Genomic DNA, 22,261 nt, shown 5'->3' with positions numbered 1-22,261 from the left:
ACTTAAAGGAGCTTATGAAATTGTCATCACGTAAAAGATTATTTGAATTAGATGCTCTCAGAGGCTTTAGTTTATTAGGTATTATATTGATGAATATTTTAAGTTTTAGCTTACCTTATGAACAAGCATTTTTACCAGATATCATTAATAAAGGCCTAGATGAATGGATTTTGAGATTGATTACCTTAGTTGTAATCAGCTCGTTTTATCCTATTTTTACATTTTTATTTGGTTATGGTTTAGCAATAATGTATGCCAATAGTGAAACAAAAGATTTAAGATATTACCCATTTATTTATCGGCGTTTGTCATTTTTACTTATATTAGGTTTAGTTCATGGTTTGTTTATATTTTCAGGTGACATATTATTTGGATATGCATTTACTGGAATGATAGCTGTATTATTCATAAAATGGCGTCCAAGAAAATTGGTTAAGTTAGCTATTATTCTATTTAGCTTAAAGGTCATCTTATTGGTTATTCCATTTTCATTAATAACTTGGTTTACAGATCCTTATGGGGTAACTAATTTTACTGGTAAGACATTAGGACAATTAATAAATATACGCCAAAGTGGTGGTTATTCTGCATTTTTAGGTATTAATATTAAAGAATATATTTTCCGTATATTAGATGTGGTTACCACTTCATCTTACTTTGAGTTTTTACCGTATATTTTATTGGGTATTGCAGCACAAAAGTCGGATTTAATAGCTAAAGTAAGGCAAAATAAATCAAAAATGGTTTACAGAGCAAGTATTTTGGTTGTTTGTGGCTATTTAATTAAGTTACCACATGCAATCGACTATGGGAATAATGCACTAATTAATGTGAGTTCTATGGTTGGTGGACCTATCGTAGCAGCCGGTTATATCTTAATCTTTATTGTACTATGTCAATATGGTCGTTCAGCACAAATTTTAAGTGTCTTTAAATATCCGGGCAGACTCAGTCTGTCGATATATTTAAGTCAAAGTATTATCTTTACTTTAATTTATATGGGATTTGGACTGGGATTATTTAATAAATTAGCACTTTATCAGTCCTATCTCATAGTTGTCGTTGTTTATGCGATACAACTTATTATGTGCTATTTCTACCTTAAGCAGTATAAGCAGGGCCCAATCGAATGGTTATGGCGAAAGGTAACATATTTAAAGTAAAGGTTGCATAAATGTAAGCGTACTGATTTTTTTTACAAGAACTGGGTATTTATTTGTTATTAAGAGGTAAATATAGTTATAATATGTAATAAGATAAAGATGAGGAGCTGATATTGAATGAAATTCCTATCATTCAGACATAATGAACAGACATCTTATGGTGTGAAAGTAAAGCGTGAAGAAGCGGCATGGGATTTAAAGAAAGTCTTTGCTGATTTTGCTGAAGGAGAGTTTCATCCTAAAACATTATTAAATGGCTTACAACAAAACCAAGTCGTAGATTTCCAAGAACAAGTACGTAAAGCTGTAGTGGCTGCGGAAGACAGTGGAAATGGTGATGCATATAAAGTTAAATTTTCAGATATAGAGTTCTTGCCACCAGTTACACCAACGAACAATGTCATTGCATTTGGTCGCAATTATCAAGCACATGCTAATGAATTAAACCATGAAGTACAGCGTTTATATGTATTTACAAAAGCGGCATCGTCATTGACAGGAGATAACAGCACAATACCAAATCACCAAGACATTACAGATCAACTAGATTACGAAGGTGAACTTGGTATCGTTATTGGTAAATCAGGTGAAAAGATACCTAAAGGTTTAGCATTAGATTATGTATATGGTTATACAATTATCAATGATATTACAGATCGTAAAGCGCAAAACGCGCAAGACCAAGCATTCCTATCTAAGAGTTTAACAGGTGGTTGCCCAATTGGACCATACATTGTTACGAAAGATGAATTGCCAACACCTGAAGACGTGAATATTGTGACTAAAGTAAACAATGAAATTCGTCAAGATGGAAATACGGGTCAAATGATTCTTAAAATAGACGAACTTATAGAAGAAATTTCAAAATACGTGGCATTACACCCAGGGGATATTATTGCAACTGGTACGCCAGCTGGTGTTGGTGCAGGTATGAATCCGCCACAATTCTTACAACCAGGGGATGAAGTCAAAGTTACAATCGATAATATTGGTACATTAACGAACTTTATCGCTAAATAATTTAGTAAGCATTTTAGATATAAATTCCAGAAAAATAGAGTCTGGAGATTAGTCTTTCAGACTAAAATAGAATCGATGATTTTTACTGTGAAATAGTAGAAATCATCGATTTTTCTATTATTATCAAATTGATTAGCACTTAAGTGCTGTTATTTTCTTATATTGATAGCCATTAATGCTAGTCCAAGTTCATGTTTTGACCTTGTTATTCCTCGAAGTGATATGCGAGTGAATCCTAAAATAGCCTTCAAGCATCCAAAAACAGGTTCTTTATCAATTTTTCACTGATTATAGCATTAATGTGTTTCTGAAATTTATAAAATGTGACTTGATCAATTGCTTCATAATTGGGTTCACTCTAAAGCGATTAATGGTTCTATAAGAAAGCGTCTGATTTTGTGCTAACCATATCATACGAATACTATCTCTTAATCTGTATAATTGCGTCTATGTTGATAGTGAATTTTGTAAAGTTTATTTTTAAAATTATTGTCAACGAAATTACCTTTTGAAAAATACATCTGTATTGCGTATGATATAGATAGCATATTTTTGTTTACTGAACAAATTGATGCAGTGATTTTTAATATAAAAAAGTTCACTGTTGCATGATATGAATCAAATTAAATCACATGTGGGGGGATTTTATGTTACATATTCATATTACATCATGGGTACTTGCTATTATCTTGTTTTTTGCAGCATATTTTAATTTTTCAGAGAAACAAGGTCCAACGCCTTATTTTAAACCGATCCATATGTTCTTGAGATTGATTATGGTATTTGTTTTAATTTCAGGATTTTGGATTTGGATTCAAGCATTTGGTGCAGACAACGCAGGTGGCCATATGTTACTTACTTTAAAAATGTTATGTGGTGTTGCTGTTGTGGCACTAATGGAAGTAACAATTGCCAAAAGGAAAAAAGGACAACCAAGTCATGGTATGATGTGGACAACGATTGTATTAATCATTATTACTATGGTAATTGGAGTCATTTTACCTCAAGGTCCTATTACTAAAATGTTTGGACTTTAAATTAATCGCATTATAAGTAGAGTAACCTAATGCAATTGATTTAACATAACCTAAACAAAAAAGTACTTATCCATTGATTATGAGCAAGCCAATACGTCTCAGTTACACTGACTGTCGTTGTAAGGAGTTGCTTAAATAATCGATTAGGATGAGTACTTTTTAGTATGACTTATTCAATTTTTCTTAAGGTCCATGGTTATATAAAAAATGATGTGGTAGTTGAACCATGCTACGAGTGATTTAAGTACAAATGACGAACAATAAATTATAGATTACGTGCTTTATAACCAATCATATTGATAATATCTTTCGGTCTACTATATGGTGGAGCATATGCCACTTCAAAATCTGTTAAATCATCTATAGTAGACTGATGCATCATTGCCATAGACAAGACATCGATTCGTTTGTCTACGCCACTTTTACCTACTGCAGCAGCTCTCAATATTTGTCGAGTATTACTATCAAAGTAAACACGTAAATGTAATTTATGGTTATTAGGATAGTAACCGGCGTGGTCATTTTGATAAACTTCTACCATTTTATAATTAAAGTGAGTTAATTCAGATGGTGAAACACCAACACTTGCAAAGGTATAGTCAAAAAATTTAACAATATTTGAACCTAAATAGCCTTTGAATTGTATCTTCTTATTACCAGCTAGTTGTTCGGCGATGATACTTGCAGCTCGATGTGCTCCCCATGCTAAAGGCACATGTGCAGGTAAGTCCACATGGCGATAATGTGAAGTAATAATATCACCCAAAGCATAAACGTTAGGAATATTAGTTTCGAATTTATTATTAACTGGAATGTAACCATGTTCATCTAAGTGAATTGAAGATGATTGTAAAAATGCTGAATTTGGCTTAACCCCAACACCTTCAATAATTAAATCAAACGTTTTTACAGCACCTGATTTAAAATGTACTTCGTTACCTTCGACTTTTACGACTTCTTCATTTAAACGGTATGGAATACCGCGTCTATCCATTTCTTCAATAATCGGTTCATTCATGTCGGAATCCATTAATTTATTAATATGTTCAGAACGATGAATTAACATCGGTTGAATATTGCGTTCGTATAAATTATCTAATATCTCTAAACTGATGTAACCAGCACCAATAACTAATGCATTTTGTACTTGATGATGTTCAATAAATTGGTAAATAGCATCAGTATCCTCCATATTACGTAAAGTAAAGGCAATTGGACTATTTAAATTGAGATGATTAGCACTGCAACCAGGACTTAATACGAGCTTATCATATTCAACTGTATAGGATTGTTCAGCCTTTTTATCGTAAACAATGACTTTATTTTCAGCTGTATCTACTGCAGTGACTTCGTGATAGGGTTTTACCGTGATTTGCTTACTATCATAAAATTGTTCAGGTGTTGCTTCTAAAACGAGGTCTCTTGAAGTGACAACATTACCAATATAATACGGCAATGCGCAATTAGCGAAACTCATGTCTCTATCTTTTTCAAAGACAATGATTTCACTTTCTTTATCTAATCTTCTTATTTGACTTGCGACCGTCGCGCCTCCAGCTACAGCACCTACAACGACTATTTTAGACACAGTCAACAACCTCCTTTAAGCAAAAATAATGCATTATATTTTAGATTTAATTGTTGCTTCATACGGGATATTTAATTCAAAGAATGTATTAAGGTATCTACCGATGCCATCTTCATTGTTAGAATAAGTAACTTCATTGGCAACATGCTTTAGTTCATCAAGGCCATTGTTCATTGCAATGCCATATTTCGCATATTTAATCATTTCTAAATCATTATCTTCATCGCCAAAGGCAATAATTTGATTACGATCTATGTCTAGATGATGTTTTACATAGTCAATACCTTTTGCCTTGCTGATACCTTGTTTGACAATTTCAATAACTGGGAACGGTGATCCCCAACGACGGTGCTCGATATTCTCTGCATAGAATCTTGTTAACATTTGTTTAACACGTGGAATCATTACTTCTTCTGCTTCCACAAGTATTGATGTAGGTGATTCAGTTAATGCTGTTAGTAAATCGCCTGTTTCTACTTTTGGTGTTCCCATAGAGAAGCCATCGAATAATTTTTGATCAAAGTTATTAATAAATACATGATCTTTAACTTCAGCAATAATATTAGATACACCATAGTCATTTAGAGATTGGATAATGCTCTTAGACAAGTCCAAATCTAATACCTCGTGTACTGTTTTAAAGTTATTATCTTTAGGGTGATGGACGAAAGCACCATTAAAATTAACGACAGGTGTATCCATATTAAGTTCATGATAATAAATTTGACTAGCTCGATATGGACGACCGGTAGCTATCATAAGCTTATGTCCTTGCGCTTGTAACGTTTTTAGTACTTCCTTTGTATAAGGTGAAATTTCTTTATCATCATTTAACAATGTGCCATCTAAGTCTAAACATATTAAAAAAGGTTTCATTAAAATCTCCTTAAGTTATAATAATAGTGTATGAATATCATAGCATTTTATTGGCGTTTTGTAAGATATTTGATATATTGTTAATATCATTAATAACGAAGAGGTGAGACGAATGGATGAAGGATTAAAGGATAGCATACTTAATGCACTCGAAATGGTAATTGACCCTGAGTTAGGAATTGATATTGTAAACTTAGGTTTAGTATATAATGTCGACGTGGATGATGACGGTTTATGTACGGTTGAAATGACATTGACTTCAATGGGATGTCCTCTAGGACCGCAAATTATGAACCAAGTTAAAATGGTATTAGCTGAAATACCTGAGATTTCAGATACAGAGGTTAATATTGTTTGGAGTCCACCATGGGACAAAGATATGATGTCTCGCTACGCTAAAATTGCGTTAGGCATTGGCTAATAAAGAAGTGAATAAATATCTTGTTTGAGACTAATTAGCACATCTTAGATTTTTAAAGGTGTGTTAGTTGGTCTTTTTTTATTCTATTTAGTGGGGTGAGTAGTTTGAGTTAAGTATATTTCGTAGTGAATATAGTTACGATTTGCCACTGTTCAGTGAAAGAATGAAAATGTTTGAGTTTATTTAAAATGCGAATTATAATCTATAACTACAAAAATATTAAATATTATTATCGTGCAAAATTATTAAATTAATTGCAGTTACATTACAAAAGTATTACAATAACTTAGTAAAATGGATGAAATATGCATAAATAGATTTAAAATTTGAGTATGAAGGTTTGATTTTAAATGAATAGAGATTCAAATTTGGGAATGAACAAACACCGTCATACACGTTATATGCCTGGCCTTGATGGTTTAAGAGCGATTGCGGTCTTAGCAATTATTATTTACCATCTTAATAAACAGTGGCTAACGGGTGGTTTTTTAGGTGTAGATACTTTCTTTGTTATTTCTGGTTATTTAATTACTAGTCTATTACTGAAAGAGTTTGAAGAAACTGGAAGTATCAATTTAAAGCAATTCTGGTTACGTAGAATGAAACGACTCATACCTGCCGTTTTTGTGTTGGTAGGCGTAGTATCTATGATGACACTGATTTTAAAACCAGATCAAATCGTAAATATTAAGCATGATGCATTTGCAGCAATATTTTATGTATCCAATTGGTGGTATATTATGACTGATGTAAACTACTTTGAACAGTTTGCATTTATGCCATTAAAACATTTGTGGTCACTAGCGATAGAAGAGCAGTTTTACATAATTTTTCCAATAGTCCTGATCACATTACTATTAACAGTTAAGAAATATAGAAATATAACCTTGATTTTTTGGATTGTTTCATTAGTTTCATTGTTGTTAATGGTATTAATTTCTGAACCTCATATGGAACATTCTAGAGTATACTTCGGTACTGATACTAGACTACAAACGATGTTGCTTGGTGTCCTACTCGCATTTTTATGGCCACCATTTAAATTGAAAGCTAATCCACCTCGTATCTTGTCACATACAATTGATGGATTAGGAATTGTCAGTACAGTGGTTATTATCATGTTATTTATTTTTGTTGATGACAATAGTGATTGGATTTACAACGGTGGATTCTATGTTATATCAGTGTTGACTCTTTTTGTGATATTGAGTGTTGTCCACCCATCAGCATATTTTGCAAAGGTAATTGGTAATCCGCTATTTGTATATATTGGCAAACGTTCTTATAGTTTATATTTATGGCATTTTCCGGTAATAAGCTTTATCCATTCCTATTATGTGGAAGGGCAAATACCAATTTATGTGTATGTATTGGATATCATAACTACATTAATCTTGGCAGAATTATCATATAGATACATCGAGACACCATTTAGAAAATATAGCTTTAAAGCTTTCTCACTCAATCGATTTAAACGGGTGTCCTTTGTTAGGACAGTCGCATTATCTATTATTTTAGTACCAACAGTGTTTATATTTGCTGGTGCATTTGATCAATTAGGGAAGGATCAACAACAACACAAACCAACAAGCTTTTCTTCACAAAAAAAGGACGGCAAAAGTAAAACAGCAAATAACAGTAAAGATGATGCGAAACATAAAGAAGATAGTACATCTAACAAAGTCTATAAAGATATCAAGCCATTGCTTATTGGTGATTCTGTTATGGTAGATATCGGAGAGTATTTTACAGAGCGTGTACCAAATGCAGAAATTGATGGTAAAGTTGGTCGTAATTTATACGAAGCAACGCCATTGATTCAACAAAAATATGAAAGTTACAATAAAGCTGGTAATAAAGTTGTATTAGAATTGGGAACTAATGGTGACTTTTCTAAAGCACAATTAAATGAATTAATAAGTCAATTTGATAAGGCAGATATTTATCTCGTCAATACACGTGTTCCGAGAGGTTATGAATCACATGTAAATAAATTGATTGCAGACGCAGCAAAAGAACATAAAAATGTGAAGGTTGTTGATTGGTATAAACGTTCGAAAGGACATACTGAATACTTTGCTTCTGATGGCATTCATTTACAACCATCAGGAGTCAGAGCCTTATCAGATGAAATTACGAAACAAATAACTCAATAATATCTATTAAATGATGGTAATTCTTTGTTAAATATCTAACAAGGATTACCATTATTTTTTGTGGCGTCATAGTTCGATATAAGTTGAATATAATTACAATAAGTTGCTGATATGTGAGCGTAAGTTTGCTGAACCGATAGACAGTTTTATAAATAGATCATTTATTAATGACAGTGTTATAACTTGCTACGATAAGTTTAAACAAATAAGTATTGGTAATATAAAAAATATGTATAAAATATTGTTAAAAGGATAATGACATAATTCTAATTAACATTTGGCATGAAAACGATAAACGTTTGATTGAGCAATTTATTTTGAGCGTATTATTTTCTATAAACGCTTAAAAAATTATGATTAAAATAAATCATAATGGTTGATAAATCATGAAAGAGGGACTATAATTAAATTAAGGTCAAAGAAAGTCAAAGTCAAATTAACTTTGGTTTGATCAAACACTCAATGGTGAGGTGAATCATATTGGATATTAATCAAATGACCTATAAAGTTCAATCAGCCTTACAAAAGGCAATGGAATTAGCTAAAACATATGAAAATCAAAATATAGAAATTGAAGCAATATTAGCCGCTGCATTAAATGAAGATGAAAGTTTATTTAATAGTGTACTTGAACGTGCCAATATTGATACAAACGAATTATTAACAACTTATAATAATAAATTAAAACAATATCCAACTGTTCAAGGTGACAACGTTCAATACGGGCAGTATATCAGTGCAAAAGCAAATGAATTATTTACTAAAGCTGAAGATTATATGAAATCATATGAAGATGAATTTATATCAATGGAACACTTAATATTATCAGCAATAGACATAGATACAACGACAGCACAATTTGTCGGCAATAAAAAAGAAGTAATAACGGAAATAATTAAAAAAATAAGAGGAGGAAATCATGTGACATCACAAAACCCTGAAGTTAATTATGAGGCGTTAGAGAAATATGGTCGTGATTTAGTAGAGGAAGTACGTCAAGGTAATATGGATCCAGTCATTGGACGTGACGAAGAAATTCGTAATGCGATTCGAATTTTAAGTAGAAAGACAAAAAATAATCCTGTGCTAATTGGTGAACCGGGTGTAGGTAAAACAGCAATCGTAGAAGGATTAGCACAAAGAATTGTGAAAAAGGACGTACCAGAGTCACTATTAGACAAAACAATATTCGAGCTTGATTTAAGTGCACTTGTTGCAGGTGCGAAATACCGTGGCGAGTTTGAAGAACGCTTAAAAGCCGTATTGAAAGAAGTTAAAGAGTCAGATGGAAAAATCATTTTATTTATTGATGAAATCCACATGTTAGTAGGCGCAGGTAAAACTGAGGGCGCAATGGATGCAGGAAACATGTTGAAACCCATGTTAGCACGTGGTGAATTACATTGTATTGGTGCAACAACACTTAATGAATATAGAGAATATATTGAAAAAGATTCTGCATTAGAACGTCGTTTCCAGAAAGTAAATGTATCAGAGCCTGATGTAGAAGATACAATTTCTATTTTACGTGGTTTAAAAGAACGCTATGAGGTATATCATGGTGTTAGAATTCAAGATAGAGCACTTGTTGCAGCTGCAGAATTATCAAATCGCTATATTACGGATCGATTCTTACCTGATAAAGCAATAGATTTAGTCGACCAAGCTTGTGCTACGATTAGAACAGAAATGGGTTCAAATCCAACTGAATTAGATCAAGTTAATAGAAGAGTAATGCAGTTAGAAATTGAAGAGTCTGCATTGAAGAATGAATCAGATAATGCAAGTAAACAACGTCTACAAGAGTTACAAGAAGAATTATCTAATGAAAAAGAAAAGCAAAATGCAATTCAATCACGTGTTGAAGAAGAAAAAGGTAAAATTGCTAAGCTTCAAGAGAAACGCACTGAATTAGATGAAAGTAGAAAAGCATTAGAAGATGCTGAGAACAACTATAACTTAGAAAAAGCAGCAGAATTACAACATGGTAAAATACCAGAACTTGAAAAAGAATTACAAGAAATGGAAGCTGCATTCCAATATGAGCAAAATGGAGATAGCGACCGTATTATCAGAGAAATTGTTACAGATGAAGAAATAGGTGATATCGTTAGCTCATGGACAGGTATTCCTGTTTCTAAATTAGTAGAAACTGAAAGAGAAAAATTACTAAATCTTGCAGATATACTACATGAACGTGTCGTAGGCCAAGATAAAGCAGTAGATTTAGTAGCTGATGCTGTAGTAAGAGCAAGAGCAGGGATTAAAGATCCTAACAGACCAATAGGCAGTTTCTTATTCTTAGGTCCAACTGGTGTAGGTAAGACAGAGCTAGCTAAATCGTTAGCGTCTACTTTATTTGACTCTGAAAAACATATGATTCGAATTGATATGAGCGAATATATGGAGAAACATTCCGTTTCAAGATTAATTGGTGCGCCTCCAGGTTATGTTGGTCATGATGAGGGTGGTCAACTCACAGAAGCGGTTAGACGTAATCCATATTCAGTTATTCTGTTAGATGAAATCGAAAAAGCACATTCTGATGTATTTAATGTGTTGCTACAAATACTAGAAGAAGGACGTTTAACTGATTCTAAAGGTAGAGCAGTAGACTTTAAAAATACAATTATTATCATGACTAGTAACATTGGTTCTCAGATTTTACTTGAAAATGTTAAAGACGCCGGTGTGATTACAGAGAATACTGAAAAAGCAGTTATGAATAATTTAAATCAATATTTCAAACCAGAAATCATTAATCGTATGGATGATATTGTCTTATTCAAACCATTAACAGTTAATGATATGAGTTTAATCGTAGACAAAATTTTAACACACTTAAACATTCGTTTGATGGAACAACGTATTTCAATAGAAGTGTCAGATGCAGCAAAACAATGGTTAGGCGAAGAAGCATACGAACCACAATTCGGTGCAAGACCATTGAAACGATTTGTACAACGTCAAATTGAAACACCATTAGCACGAAAAATGATACGAGAAAACTTCCCAGAAGGCACAACAATCAGCATTGATTTATCTGAAGATGGTTTAACATTCGAAGAACACAAACCACAAACAATACAATAATCTTAGGAATAAAGTCTGGGATCTAAATACCCAGCATTAAGCCCATCAAAGATCAAAAATCTTTGATGGGCTTGTTATTTCTATCAATACTGCGTATTGTTATTACTTGCTTACCAAGGGGGCTGGGTCGAGCATTTATCGCGCCACGCATCTTACTCCCTCAGTTGTCTCGCAAACAATACGCAGTTCTTATATGTTAGCACTACAAAAAATTAGACACTTTATAATGAATTAATTGAAACAGAAATTATCCCTGAGGTAAAACAAGAAATGAATAACAGGTTAAGAGACGAAGATTTAAATAAAATCACAAATCAACTATTTTAGTCTGAAAGAATAATGTCTCAGACCCTATGTTGTTATTAAATGAAATTTTCAGGTATTGACCACACATGATAAATGTAGTTGTTATATCTTGTTAAGAAAGACTGTGCATCATACAAAATATAAATGCTACAAAAAATATTCACCACATTAACATCCAACTTATTGATACATATGATTAGCTTAATTAATCATGCAATAACAAAAAAAGACAAGCCTTTGTACTGGCTTGTCAAAATACTTTATGATTCTTTAGATTGTTTGGTAGAAGGTTTTACAACCAAATCAAATAATGCAATCAGAATTGTAAATACGACTGCTGCAATGATTGGTGTAATTAAATTTAATGCACCGCCACCATCTAAACTGTTTAATACAAAATTAACCATCTCTAATAATAGAACAGCCCAAAATAACACTGCGAGGTATTTCATTATGTAATGCCTCCAATTTAATATATATAGTTACATTATAAATAAGAAAGCGCTATTTGTATAGTATTTATCAGCAGAATATATTCATTTGCATTGTACAAAGATTTTCTTTAATTTATAATAAAATAGGTATTTCACCTACATATTAGTCATAGTTCTTGTATTTCAAATGTGTATTATGTTAAATTAATACCTGGTATTAAAATTATAATTAAGAAGGTGTTCAACTATGAACGTGGGTATTAAAGGTTTCGGTGCATACGCTCCAGAAAATGTTGTAGATAATGCCTATTTTGAAACATTTTTAGAAACATCCGATGAATGGATTTCAAAAATGACAGGAATTAAAGAAAGACGATGGGCTAGTGAAGATGAAGAAACATCGGATTTAGCTTATAAAGCAAGTTTAAAAGCAATTGAGGATGCAGGTATTGAAGCATCTGATATTGATATGATTTTAGTGGCAACATCGACAGGAGACTATCCGTTTCCAACCGTTGCCAATATGTTACAAGAAAAATTAGGTACCGGAAAAGTAGCATCAATGGATCAATTAGCAGCATGTAGTGGATTTATGTATTCAATGATCAATGCAAAGCAATTTGTACAATCCGGTGATTATAAAAACGTATTAGTTGTCGGTGTCGACAAATTATCAAAAATTACAGATTTAACTGATCGTTCGACTGCTATTTTATTTGGTGATGGCGCAGGCGCTGCTATTATTGGTGAAGTATCGGAAGGGCGAGGTATTTTAAGCTATGAACTTGGTTCAGATGGTTCTGGCGGAAAATATTTATACTTAAACCCTGAAAACGGCAAAATCTTTATGAATGGTCGTGAAGTATTTAAATTTGCTGTAAGAATTATGGGCGAAGCTTCTACAAATGCAGTTGCTAAAGCAAATCTTCAACCAGAAGATGTTGATATGTTTGTACCACATCAAGCAAATATTCGAATCATGGAATCTGCACGAGAACGCTTAGGTATTCCAAAGGAAAAAATGAGTGTGTCAGTTGATAAGTATGGTAATACTTCAGCTGCTTCAATTCCTTTGAGTATTGCTCAAGAATTAGAAAATGGAAAGATTAAAGACGATGATGTCTTAGTGTTAGTTGGATTTGGTGGCGGCCTAACATGGGGTGCTGTCACACTAAGATGGGGAAAATAGGAGGATAAAATATGAGCAAAGAACAACGTGTAGTGATTACAGGAGTTGGCGCATTATCACCTCTAGGAAACGATGCAAAAACTAGTTGGGACAATGCGTTAAACGGAGTAAATGGTATTGATACAATTACTAGAATAGATACTAAAGATTACAATGTTCATTTAGCTGGAGAATTAAAAGATTTTAATATAGAAGACCATATTGATAAAAAAGAAGCACGCCGTATGGATAGATTCACACAATATGCAGTTGTAGCAGCTCGTGAAGCAGTCAAAGATGCTAAATTAGATATCAACGAAGACAATGCGAATAACATTGGTGTGTGGATTGGTTCAGGTATTGGTGGCATGGAAACATTTGAAATTGCACATACCCAATTATTAGAACGTGGACCAAGACGTGTTAGCCCATTTTTCGTACCTATGTTAATTGCTGATATGGCAACTGGTCAAGTATCAATAGATTTAGGTGCAAAAGGTCCTAACGGTGCCACAGTTACTGCTTGTGCAACAGGTACAAACTCAATCGGTGATGCATTTAAAATTATCCAACGTGGTGATGCAGACGCTATGATTACAGGTGGTTCTGAAGCTCCAATTGCACATATGGCCATTGCTGGATTTAGCGCTAGTCGTGCATTGTCTACAAACGACGATAAAGAAACTGCATGTCGACCATTCCAAACTGGTAGAGATGGATTTGTTATGGGTGAAGGTGCTGGTATTGTCGTACTTGAATCATTAGAATCTGCACAAGCACGTGGTGCAGAAATTTATGCAGAAGTTGTTGGATATGGTTCAACAGGAGATGCATACCACATTACTGCGCCAGCTCCAGAAGGAGAAGGTGGTGCACGTGCGATGCAAGCAGCATTGGATGATGCTGGTATTGAACCTAGTGATATTCAATATATTAACGTACATGGTACAAGTACGCCTGTAGGTGATTTGACTGAAATTCAAGCGATTAAAAATACATTCGGTGAAGCAGCACAATCACTTAAACTAAGTTCAACTAAATCTATGACAGGTCACTTACTTGGTGCCACTGGTGGTATAGAAGCAATCTTCTCTGCATTATCAATCAGAGATAGTAAAGTTGCACCAACAATTCACGCTGAAAGTCCAGATCCAGAATGTGATCTTGATATTGTACCAAACAAAGCAATCGATTTAGATATTACTTATGCAATGAGTAATAGTTTAGGCTTTGGTGGTCATAACGCAGTGTTAATATTCAAAAAGTTTACTGATTAATAAATAATATAAAAGAGGATGTATCCGTTAATAGATGCATCCTCTTTTATATTGTAAATGCGAGAATAATACTGAGAATAAAATAGATTAAATTAATGATAAAACCGCTAATAACCCACGTTTCAACGATATATTGTTCTCTCTTTACCTGTTTTGGTTTGAAGAATTCATCTTCATCTAATGCTTGTCGTTTCTTTTTATTTGAAAGTTGATATTTTAATCTACGAAAGCCATAACTCGTTGGGTCTAATATACCTTCCTGAACAACTATTAACACAAATAGAATAATGGTTAATATAGTAGCAATATAAAAAAGTATATTAACAAAATGAGTAAAATGATGTGTACCAAAAAGCCATAAAATGAGTGAAATCAAAGGTGTTAATAGTAACCATATTAGTAAAGTTTGCTTTTGTCTCATTTGATTGCCTCCATTATTTATTAAATTAATTGTAACTTAATAGAACTAAAAAATGAATATTTAAAATTAATTAACCTTTTATATCAAAGGATTAATGAGTTTATAAATATTTTTGATTAACAATTCTTTATTAATGTAAAGCAAAACAATATTGCCTAAAAGATGAAGGGAATATATAATAGTTATTAAATATTTCTGAAAATTTAGAAAGAAATGTTTATTCTGTTACTAAAGGGGGATTAGTTATGTTTAAATATGTATTAAAACGATTAGGATACATGGTTTTATCGTTATTCATCATTATCTCGATAACATTTTTCCTAATGAAATTAATGCCAGGATCACCATTTAATGATGAGAAATTAAGTCCTGAACAAAAACACATCTTAAATGAAAAATATGGCTTGAATGATCCGGTACCTGTACAATATGTAAGTTATTTGAAAAATGTCGTTACAGGTGATTTTGGGAACTCGTTCCAATACGATAATCAACCTGTCTGGGAATTGATAAAACCGAGGTTGATTCCATCACTAGAAATGGGACTAACAGCGATGGTTATTGGAGTTATATTAGGACTAATATTGGGAGTTATTGCAGCAGTACGGCAAAATAGTTGGGTTGATTATACAGCAACTGTTATATCAGTAATTGCAGTTTCAGTGCCATCATTTGTACTGGCAGTATTATTACAATATGTATTTTCTGTCAGATTACAATGGTTCCCAGTAGCTGGTTGGGAGGGCATAGATACAGCTGTGTTACCTTCATTGGCTCTGTCTGCAGCTGTTTTAGCAACTGTAACAAGATACATAAGGGCGGAAATGATAGAAGTGTTAAGTTCGGATTACATCTTGCTAGCTAGAGCAAAGGGTAATTCAACGATGCGTGTGTTATTTGGACATGCATTACGAAATGCATTAATACCAGTAATCACTATTATAGTACCAATGTTAGCAAGTATCTTAACGGGAACATTAACAATTGAAAATATCTTTGGTGTTCCAGGTCTCGGGGATCAATTTGTGAGATCTATTACAACAAACGACTTTCCTGTGATTATGGCAACTACAATACTATTTAGTACGTTATTCATTGTTTCTATATTCCTTGTAGATATTTTATATGGCATTATTGATCCACGTATTCGTGTACAAGGAGGTAAGAAATAATGGCTGATAAAAGAGATGAAAAATTAAATGGTGATTATTCTAATGCAGTAATGACTCATACATCGGATGCAATTGCAGCTTCTGATTTTGTTGCAGCAAAGCAAGATATTGAAAAAGAACCAGAAATGCAACGTGAAAGTAAAAACTTTTGGCAAGATGCATGGACTCAATTAAAAAGAAATAAACTTGCAATTGTCGGAATGATAGGACTTATTATCATCATTATTCTTGCTTTAATTGGACCTGTCGTTACAAAACATGACTATGCAGAGCAAAATGTTGAAGAACGTAATTTACCTGCAAAAATACCTGTACTTGATAAAATACCATTCTTACCTTTCGATGGTGAGGGCGTTGATGGCAAGAGTGCTTATAAAGAAGCTGGCGCTGATGATAATTATTGGTTTGGGACAGACCAATTAGGCCGCGACTTGTGGTCTAGAACTTGGCAAGGTGCTCAGGTATCATTATTTATTGGTGTTGTAGCAGCATTACTAGATATCTTTATCGGTGTTGTTTATGGTGCGATATCTGGGTTCTTCGGAGGTAGAGTTGATAATATCATGCAACGTATTATTGAAATTATTGCCTCGATTCCGAATTTAATTGTTGTTATTTTATTTGTACTAATATTTGAACCATCTATTTGGACAATTATTCTAGCTATGGCGATTACTGGTTGGATAGGCATGAGTCGTGTCGTACGTGGTGAATTTTTAAAATTGAAAAACCAAGAATTTGTAATGGCATCGAGAACATTAGGTGCTTCGAAATTTAAGTTGATATTCAAACATATTCTACCTAATACATTAGGTCCTATCGTAGTTACATCTATGTTCACTGTACCTAATGCAATATTCTTCGAAGCGTTCTTAAGCTTTATCGGTATAGGAGTACCAGCACCTAAAACATCTTTAGGTTCACTTGTGAATGATGGTAGAGCGATGTTATTAATCCATCCACACGAATTATTTATTCCAGCGATAGTATTAAGCTTATTAATATTATTCTTCTATTTATTTAGTGATGGATTACGTGATGCATTTGATCCGAAAATGCGTAGATAATAAAAGGGGGCAACATTATGTCAGAAAGAATATTAGAAGTAAACGATTTGCATGTTTCCTTTGATATCGACGCAGGGGAAGTGCAAGCAGTAAGAGGTGTTGATTTTTATTTGAATAAGGGAGAGACTTTGGCGATTGTAGGTGAGTCTGGATCTGGGAAATCCGTTACCACTAAAGCGATAACAAAGTTATTCCAAGGTGACACTGGCAGAATTAAACAGGGCGAAATCATCTTCTTAGGAGAAGATTTGTCTAAGAAGTCAGAAAAGGAATTAATAAAATTAAGAGGTAGAGATATCTCAATGATATTCCAAGATCCCATGACATCTCTAAATCCAACAATGAAAATTGGCAAACAAGTAATGGAACCATTAATGAAGCATAAAAATTATAGTAAGTCTAAGGCTAAAGAAAGAGCATTAGAAATTCTAAATCTTGTCGGTTTACCTAATGCGGAAAAAAGGTTTAATGCATATCCACATCAATTTTCAGGTGGACAAAGACAAAGAATCGTCATCGCAACTGCGTTAGCATGTGAGCCCAAAGTATTAATTGCTGACGAACCTACAACAGCATTAGATGTTACGATGCAAGCTCAAATTTTAGATTTAATGAAGAAATTACAAGATAAAATTAGCACATCAATCATCTTTATTACACATGATTTAGGTGTAGTGGCAAATGTTGCTGATAGAGTTGCTGTAATGTATGGTGGCCAAATGATTGAAACAGGAGATGTAGATGAAATATTCTATGATCCTAAGCACCCTTATACATGGGGACTATTATCATCAATGCCAGATTTAACAACTGGTACAGATACAGAGTTATTGGCAATTCCTGGTACACCACCTGATTTACTACATCCACCAATAGGTGATGCTTTTGCTGAACGTAGTACATATGCGCTGGAAATTGACTTTAAATCACCACCGCCATGGTATCAAGTGTCACCGACGCATTTCGTGAAATCATGGTTGTTAGATGAGCGTGCACCAAAGGTTGAACCACCAGAAATGGTACAAAAACGTTTGCGTAGTATGCCTAATAATTTCGACAAACCTCAACAAGTAGAAAGGGTGTCGTTTAATGAAGCAAAATAATGAAGTGTTATTACAAGTTAAAAACTTAAAACAGTATTTTAACGAAGGTAAACATAATGAAGTGAGGGCTATAGAAAATATTTCCTTTGATATTTATAAAGGTGAAACATTTGGTTTAGTTGGTGAATCTGGGTGTGGTAAATCTACTACGGGTAAAGCGATTATTAAATTAAATGATATTACAGATGGTGAAATCTTATATGAAGGTATCGATATTCAAAAGATTAAAAACCGTAAAGATTCTTTGAAATTTAATAAAAAAATGCAAATGATATTCCAAGATCCATATGCATCTTTAAATCCTAGACTAAAAGTTATGGATATCGTTGCAGAAGGCATAGATATACATAAACTCGCAACGAGTACGAGAGATCGTAAAAAACGTGTATATGATTTATTAGAAACTGTAGGTTTAAGTAAAGAACATGCCAATAGATATCCACATGAATTCTCTGGTGGCCAACGTCAACGCATTGGCATCGCTAGAGCCCTTGCAGTAGAGCCAGAATTTATAATTGCCGATGAACCGATTTCTGCATTAGATGTATCGATTCAGGCACAAGTCGTTAATTTACTATTAAAATTACAAAGAGAAAAAGGAATTACTTTCCTATTTATTGCACATGATTTATCCATGGTGAAATACATTTCGGATAGAATTGCGGTCATGCATTTTGGGAAAATCGTAGAGTTAGGTTCTGCCGATGAAATTTATAATCACCCTATGCATCCATATACTAAATCGTTACTTTCAGCTGTGCCACAACCTGATCCTGAAAGTGAGCGCGTACGAAAAAGAACAGTTTATACGGAAGATTCTGCTAATAATAGTCGAAGAACATTACACGAAATCACTCCTAGTCATTACGTGTTTACTACTGAAGAAGAAGCAGAAAATCTCAAAAATCAATTTAAGCAGACAATAGTATAGAGGGAAAGGGGGATTTCTATGAAAAGGATAAAATTATTTATTGTACTGTTAGCTTTAACTGTAATCACAGCAGGCTGTAGTAGTGCAGAGGGTGTATATTCTGATAAGGGACAAGTATTTAGAAAGGTGTTACCTCAAGATATTTCATCTCTTGATACGGCTTTAGCTACAGATACAGTGTCATTTGATTTATATAACCAAATTTATGAGGGATTATATACTTTAGATAAAGATGATAAAGCAGTACCTGGTGTTGCCAAATCAATGCCTAAGAAGAGCGATGGTGGCAAAACATTAACTATAAAATTACGAAAAAATGCTAAATGGTCTAATGGAGATCCTGTGACAGCACAAGATTTTGTATATGCATGGCGACGTGTAGTAAATCCAAATACTGCATCTGAATATGCATACATAATGTATGATATTAAAAATGCTGAAGAAATCAATATGGGTAAAAAGAAAGTTGATCAACTAGGGGTTAAAGCACTAGATGATTATACGTTACAAGTGAAGTTAACAAAACCTATTCCGTATATTAATGAAATGCTAGCCTTCGCTACATTTATGCCTCAAAATGAAAAAATAGTAAAAAAATACGGTGAACAGTATGGTACAACAGCACAAAAAACAGTATATAATGGACCATTTAAATTGAATGATTGGAAAGTCGAAGATAAACTTCAACTTTCTAAGAATAAAGACTATTGGGATAAAAAGGCAGTTCATTTAGATCGTGTGAATTATAAGGTGTTGAAAGACCAACAAGCCGGAGCTTCGTTATTTGATACTGGTTCAGTAGATGATACTGTTATTACAGCTGACCAAGTAGATAAATATAAGGACAATCCAGGTTTGAAAAAACGTTTGTTGGCAAGTACATTCTATATTAAATTAAACCAAAAAAATGTACCGGAATTTAAAAATAAAAACTTACGTCTTGCAATTTCACAAGCTATTGATAAAGAAGGATATGTTAACTCAGTGAAAAATAATGGTTCTACGGGTATGGATGGCTTTACATCTAAGATGACAGCTAAAACACCTGATGGTAAAGACTTCTCAGAAACTATAGATTCACCACTGACATACAATCCTAAGTCAGCAAAAGCACACTTAGAAAAGGCTAAAAAGGAGCTTGGTGTGAATCAAGTTACATTCACGATGAATACTGAAGATACGGCAGATGCAAAAGTATCAGCAGAGTTCATCAAATCACAGGTAGAAAAGAATTTGCCTGGTGTTACATTGAAAATCAAACAACTTCCTTTTAAACAAAGAATTAACCAAGAACATGCAGAAACATTTGAAGCATCATTATCTGGTTGGGGACCGGATTATCCAGATCCATTAACATATTTAAGTATTATGACAACAGGTAATGCATCAAACAACACTGGTTGGGGTAACAAAGAATACGATAAATTAGTTAAAGATGCTAATGGCAAATTATTGACTAAACCTGACGAACGTAATGCAGCAATGAAAAAAGCTGAGGAATTAATGTTAAGTGATGCACCAGTTGCACCCATTTATCAAAAAGGTGAAGCACACTTAACAAACCCTCAAGTTAAAGGACTGATATATCACCAAATTGGTGGAGATACAACGTTGAAACATGTGAAAATAGACAAATCCATCGATAGAGAAACTGGAAAAAAGAAAGATAAATAATTTAAATTTAATGACCTAACCTTTACTCAAGGTTAGGTCGTTTTTGAAACTGAAAAAACTGTCACCAAACATCACCGTTTGTTGACAGTTTTTATAAATAATATTTATCTTTTGCGTCCAAGACCCATAGCTTTTTCCATTTTTTTCAATGTTTTAAATGAAACTTTTTGAGCTTTGTCGCGACCTTTATCTAAAATATCATCTAACTCTGAAGAATTGAAGTAGCCTTCGTATTTTTCTTGGAAGTCTGTTAAGAATGTTTTAACGATTTCAGCAAGGTCTGTTTTAAATACACCATAATTAGAATCTTTATATTTTTCAACGAGTGCATCTATTGATTCGTCAGTTAAGCTTGAATAAATAGATAATAAGTTTGAGATACCTGGTTTATTTTCTCTATCGAATTTAATAACGCCATCAGAATCAGTTACAGCACTTTTTATTTTCTTAGCTGCCACGTTTGGTTCATCTAATAATGAGATAAAGTTTTTTTGATTGTCATCGCTTTTACTCATTTTTTTAGTAGGATCTTGTAAACTCATCACACGTCCGCCAACTTTTGGCATTCTTATTTCTGGTTTCACTAAAATATCATTATAACGTGAATTGAAACGATCAACTAAGTTACGAGTTAACTCTAAATGTTGCTTCTGATCATCTCCTACTGGAACGATATTTGTATTGTAAATCACGATGTCTGCTGCCATTAAAGGAGGATATGTTAGTAATCCTGCTGGAACACCTTCAGATGATTGTTTCGCTGATTTATCTTTGAACTGTGTCATGCGTTCTAATTCGCCAATTGAAGATATCGTCGTTAACATCCAACTTGCTTGAACGTGTGCAGGAACCTCAGATTGTATAAATAATGTAGATTTATCTGGGTCTATGCCTGCTGCTAAATATATTGCTGCAAGTTGTCGTGTTTGTTTACGCAATTTTAAGCGGTCTTGTGGCATTGTGATTGCGTGTTGATCGACGATGCAAAAGAAACAATCGTAATCGTCTTGGACTTCACGAAATTGTTTCAATGCACCAATGTAATTACCAAGTGTTGGAATTCCGCTTGGCTGGATACCTGAAAATAATGTTTCCATTTTATGATGCCTACTTTCTAAATTATTATTTTATGCATATTACGTATAGTATAACAGTATTTCTTTCATTTGTAAGTTATGTTAGACTAAACATATATCAATATTTTTAACAAAAAATTGAACAAGAATTGCTTAGTTATGAAAAAAATTTTAAATAATTAAGAAATTCTCATTTAATTTTAATGTTAGAAGGGTATACTGTGTATTGTAAGGTTAGGAAGAGGAAGATACTTAGTATTTCTTAATCATATAAATAA

The 22,261-nt window shown here is 33.2% G+C and carries 18 protein-coding genes; 13 read left to right on the top strand and 5 right to left on the bottom strand.

What is annotated here, in order from left to right; all coding sequences use genetic code 11:
• Positions 1-20: 20 nt before the first annotated feature.
• The 3 genes from JN168_RS09605 (at position 21) to JN168_RS09595 (ending at position 3,220) form a co-directional block, all read left to right on the top strand.
• Positions 21-1,163 (top strand): DUF418 domain-containing protein, encoded by a 1,143-nt coding sequence (locus JN168_RS09605; RefSeq protein WP_279525838.1) that lies wholly within the window; start codon positions 21-23, stop codon positions 1,161-1,163.
• 117 nt (positions 1,164-1,280) lie between these two features.
• Entirely contained in the window at positions 1,281-2,183 is a 903-nt protein-coding gene (locus JN168_RS09600; protein WP_042739795.1) for a fumarylacetoacetate hydrolase family protein, read from the top strand.
• 647 nt (positions 2,184-2,830) lie between these two features.
• Complete coding sequence (locus JN168_RS09595; RefSeq protein WP_042739796.1) at positions 2,831-3,220, top strand: YisL family protein; 390 nt, start codon at positions 2,831-2,833, stop codon at positions 3,218-3,220.
• Positions 3,221-3,485: 265 nt separating this feature from the next.
• On the opposite strand, the gene JN168_RS09590 is transcribed toward JN168_RS09595, so the two are convergent.
• Entirely contained in the window at positions 3,486-4,808 is a 1,323-nt protein-coding gene (locus JN168_RS09590; protein ID WP_279525837.1) for a CoA-disulfide reductase, read from the bottom strand.
• Between the two features lie 33 nt (positions 4,809-4,841).
• Positions 4,842-5,684 (bottom strand): Cof-type HAD-IIB family hydrolase, encoded by an 843-nt coding sequence (locus tag JN168_RS09585; protein WP_279525836.1) that lies wholly within the window; start codon positions 5,682-5,684, stop codon positions 4,842-4,844.
• A gap of 112 nt (positions 5,685-5,796) precedes the next feature.
• On the opposite strand from JN168_RS09585, the gene JN168_RS09580 reads away from it, so the two are divergent.
• The 3 genes from JN168_RS09580 (at position 5,797) to clpB (ending at position 11,354) form a co-directional block, all read left to right on the top strand.
• On the top strand, positions 5,797-6,105 hold the full coding sequence (locus tag JN168_RS09580; protein WP_042739799.1) for a metal-sulfur cluster assembly factor: 309 nt from the start codon (positions 5,797-5,799) through the stop codon (positions 6,103-6,105).
• Between the two features lie 350 nt (positions 6,106-6,455).
• The gene (locus JN168_RS09575; RefSeq protein ID WP_042739800.1) at positions 6,456-8,261 is read left to right on the top strand and encodes an acyltransferase family protein; all 1,806 of its coding nucleotides are present in this window, start codon (positions 6,456-6,458) and stop codon (positions 8,259-8,261) included.
• Between the two features lie 480 nt (positions 8,262-8,741).
• Positions 8,742-11,354, top strand: coding sequence for an ATP-dependent chaperone ClpB (gene clpB / locus JN168_RS09570; protein ID WP_232155950.1), 2,613 nt, complete (start codon positions 8,742-8,744; stop codon positions 11,352-11,354).
• A gap of 566 nt (positions 11,355-11,920) precedes the next feature.
• Here the strand turns inward: clpB and JN168_RS09565 are convergent.
• Positions 11,921-12,112 carry a YjzD family protein gene (locus JN168_RS09565; RefSeq protein ID WP_042739802.1) on the bottom strand — a complete coding sequence of 64 codons (192 nt, stop codon included), beginning with the start codon at positions 12,110-12,112 and terminating at the stop codon, positions 11,921-11,923.
• A 229-nt stretch (positions 12,113-12,341) separates the two neighbouring features.
• On the opposite strand from JN168_RS09565, the gene JN168_RS09560 reads away from it, so the two are divergent.
• Positions 12,342-13,283: a beta-ketoacyl-ACP synthase III gene (locus JN168_RS09560; RefSeq protein ID WP_229367089.1), complete on the top strand. Its 942-nt coding sequence runs from the start codon at positions 12,342-12,344 to the stop codon at positions 13,281-13,283.
• 11 nt (positions 13,284-13,294) lie between these two features.
• Complete coding sequence (gene fabF, locus JN168_RS09555; protein ID WP_107512525.1) at positions 13,295-14,539, top strand: beta-ketoacyl-ACP synthase II; 1,245 nt, start codon at positions 13,295-13,297, stop codon at positions 14,537-14,539.
• Between the two features lie 46 nt (positions 14,540-14,585).
• Here the strand turns inward: fabF and JN168_RS09550 are convergent, their stop codons facing one another.
• On the bottom strand, positions 14,586-14,960 hold the full coding sequence (locus tag JN168_RS09550) for a DUF3899 domain-containing protein (RefSeq protein ID WP_107527689.1): 375 nt from the start codon (positions 14,958-14,960) through the stop codon (positions 14,586-14,588).
• 245 nt (positions 14,961-15,205) lie between these two features.
• Between JN168_RS09550 and opp3b the strand changes: the two genes are divergently transcribed.
• The 5 genes from opp3b to JN168_RS09525 are packed head-to-tail and all read left to right on the top strand — an operon-like array spanning position 15,206 to position 20,907.
• Positions 15,206-16,132: an oligopeptide ABC transporter permease gene (gene opp3b, locus JN168_RS09545; protein ID WP_232171209.1), complete on the top strand. Its 927-nt coding sequence runs from the start codon at positions 15,206-15,208 to the stop codon at positions 16,130-16,132.
• On the top strand, positions 16,132-17,199 hold the full coding sequence (gene opp3C, locus JN168_RS09540; RefSeq protein ID WP_042739807.1) for an oligopeptide ABC transporter permease: 1,068 nt from the start codon (positions 16,132-16,134) through the stop codon (positions 17,197-17,199). The genes opp3b and opp3C overlap by 1 nt, the downstream gene beginning before the upstream one ends.
• A gap of 17 nt (positions 17,200-17,216) precedes the next feature.
• Positions 17,217-18,302: an ABC transporter ATP-binding protein gene (locus JN168_RS09535; RefSeq protein ID WP_107527692.1), complete on the top strand. Its 1,086-nt coding sequence runs from the start codon at positions 17,217-17,219 to the stop codon at positions 18,300-18,302.
• On the top strand, positions 18,289-19,233 hold the full coding sequence (locus tag JN168_RS09530; protein WP_279525835.1) for an ABC transporter ATP-binding protein: 945 nt from the start codon (positions 18,289-18,291) through the stop codon (positions 19,231-19,233). Before JN168_RS09535 ends, JN168_RS09530 begins: the two co-directional genes overlap by 14 nt.
• A gap of 18 nt (positions 19,234-19,251) precedes the next feature.
• Positions 19,252-20,907: a peptide ABC transporter substrate-binding protein gene (locus JN168_RS09525; RefSeq protein ID WP_042739810.1), complete on the top strand. Its 1,656-nt coding sequence runs from the start codon at positions 19,252-19,254 to the stop codon at positions 20,905-20,907.
• Between the two features lie 104 nt (positions 20,908-21,011).
• On the opposite strand, the gene trpS is transcribed toward JN168_RS09525, so the two are convergent.
• Complete coding sequence (gene trpS / locus JN168_RS09520; protein WP_107513061.1) at positions 21,012-22,004, bottom strand: tryptophan--tRNA ligase; 993 nt, start codon at positions 22,002-22,004, stop codon at positions 21,012-21,014.
• Between the last annotated feature and the right edge of the window lie 257 nt (positions 22,005-22,261).

Origin of the sequence: Staphylococcus gallinarum, from assembly GCF_029774255.1 — a bacterium.
Taxonomy (GTDB): Bacteria; Bacillota; Bacilli; order Staphylococcales; family Staphylococcaceae; genus Staphylococcus; species Staphylococcus gallinarum.
This window is presented reverse-complemented; position numbering and strand designations above follow the sequence as displayed.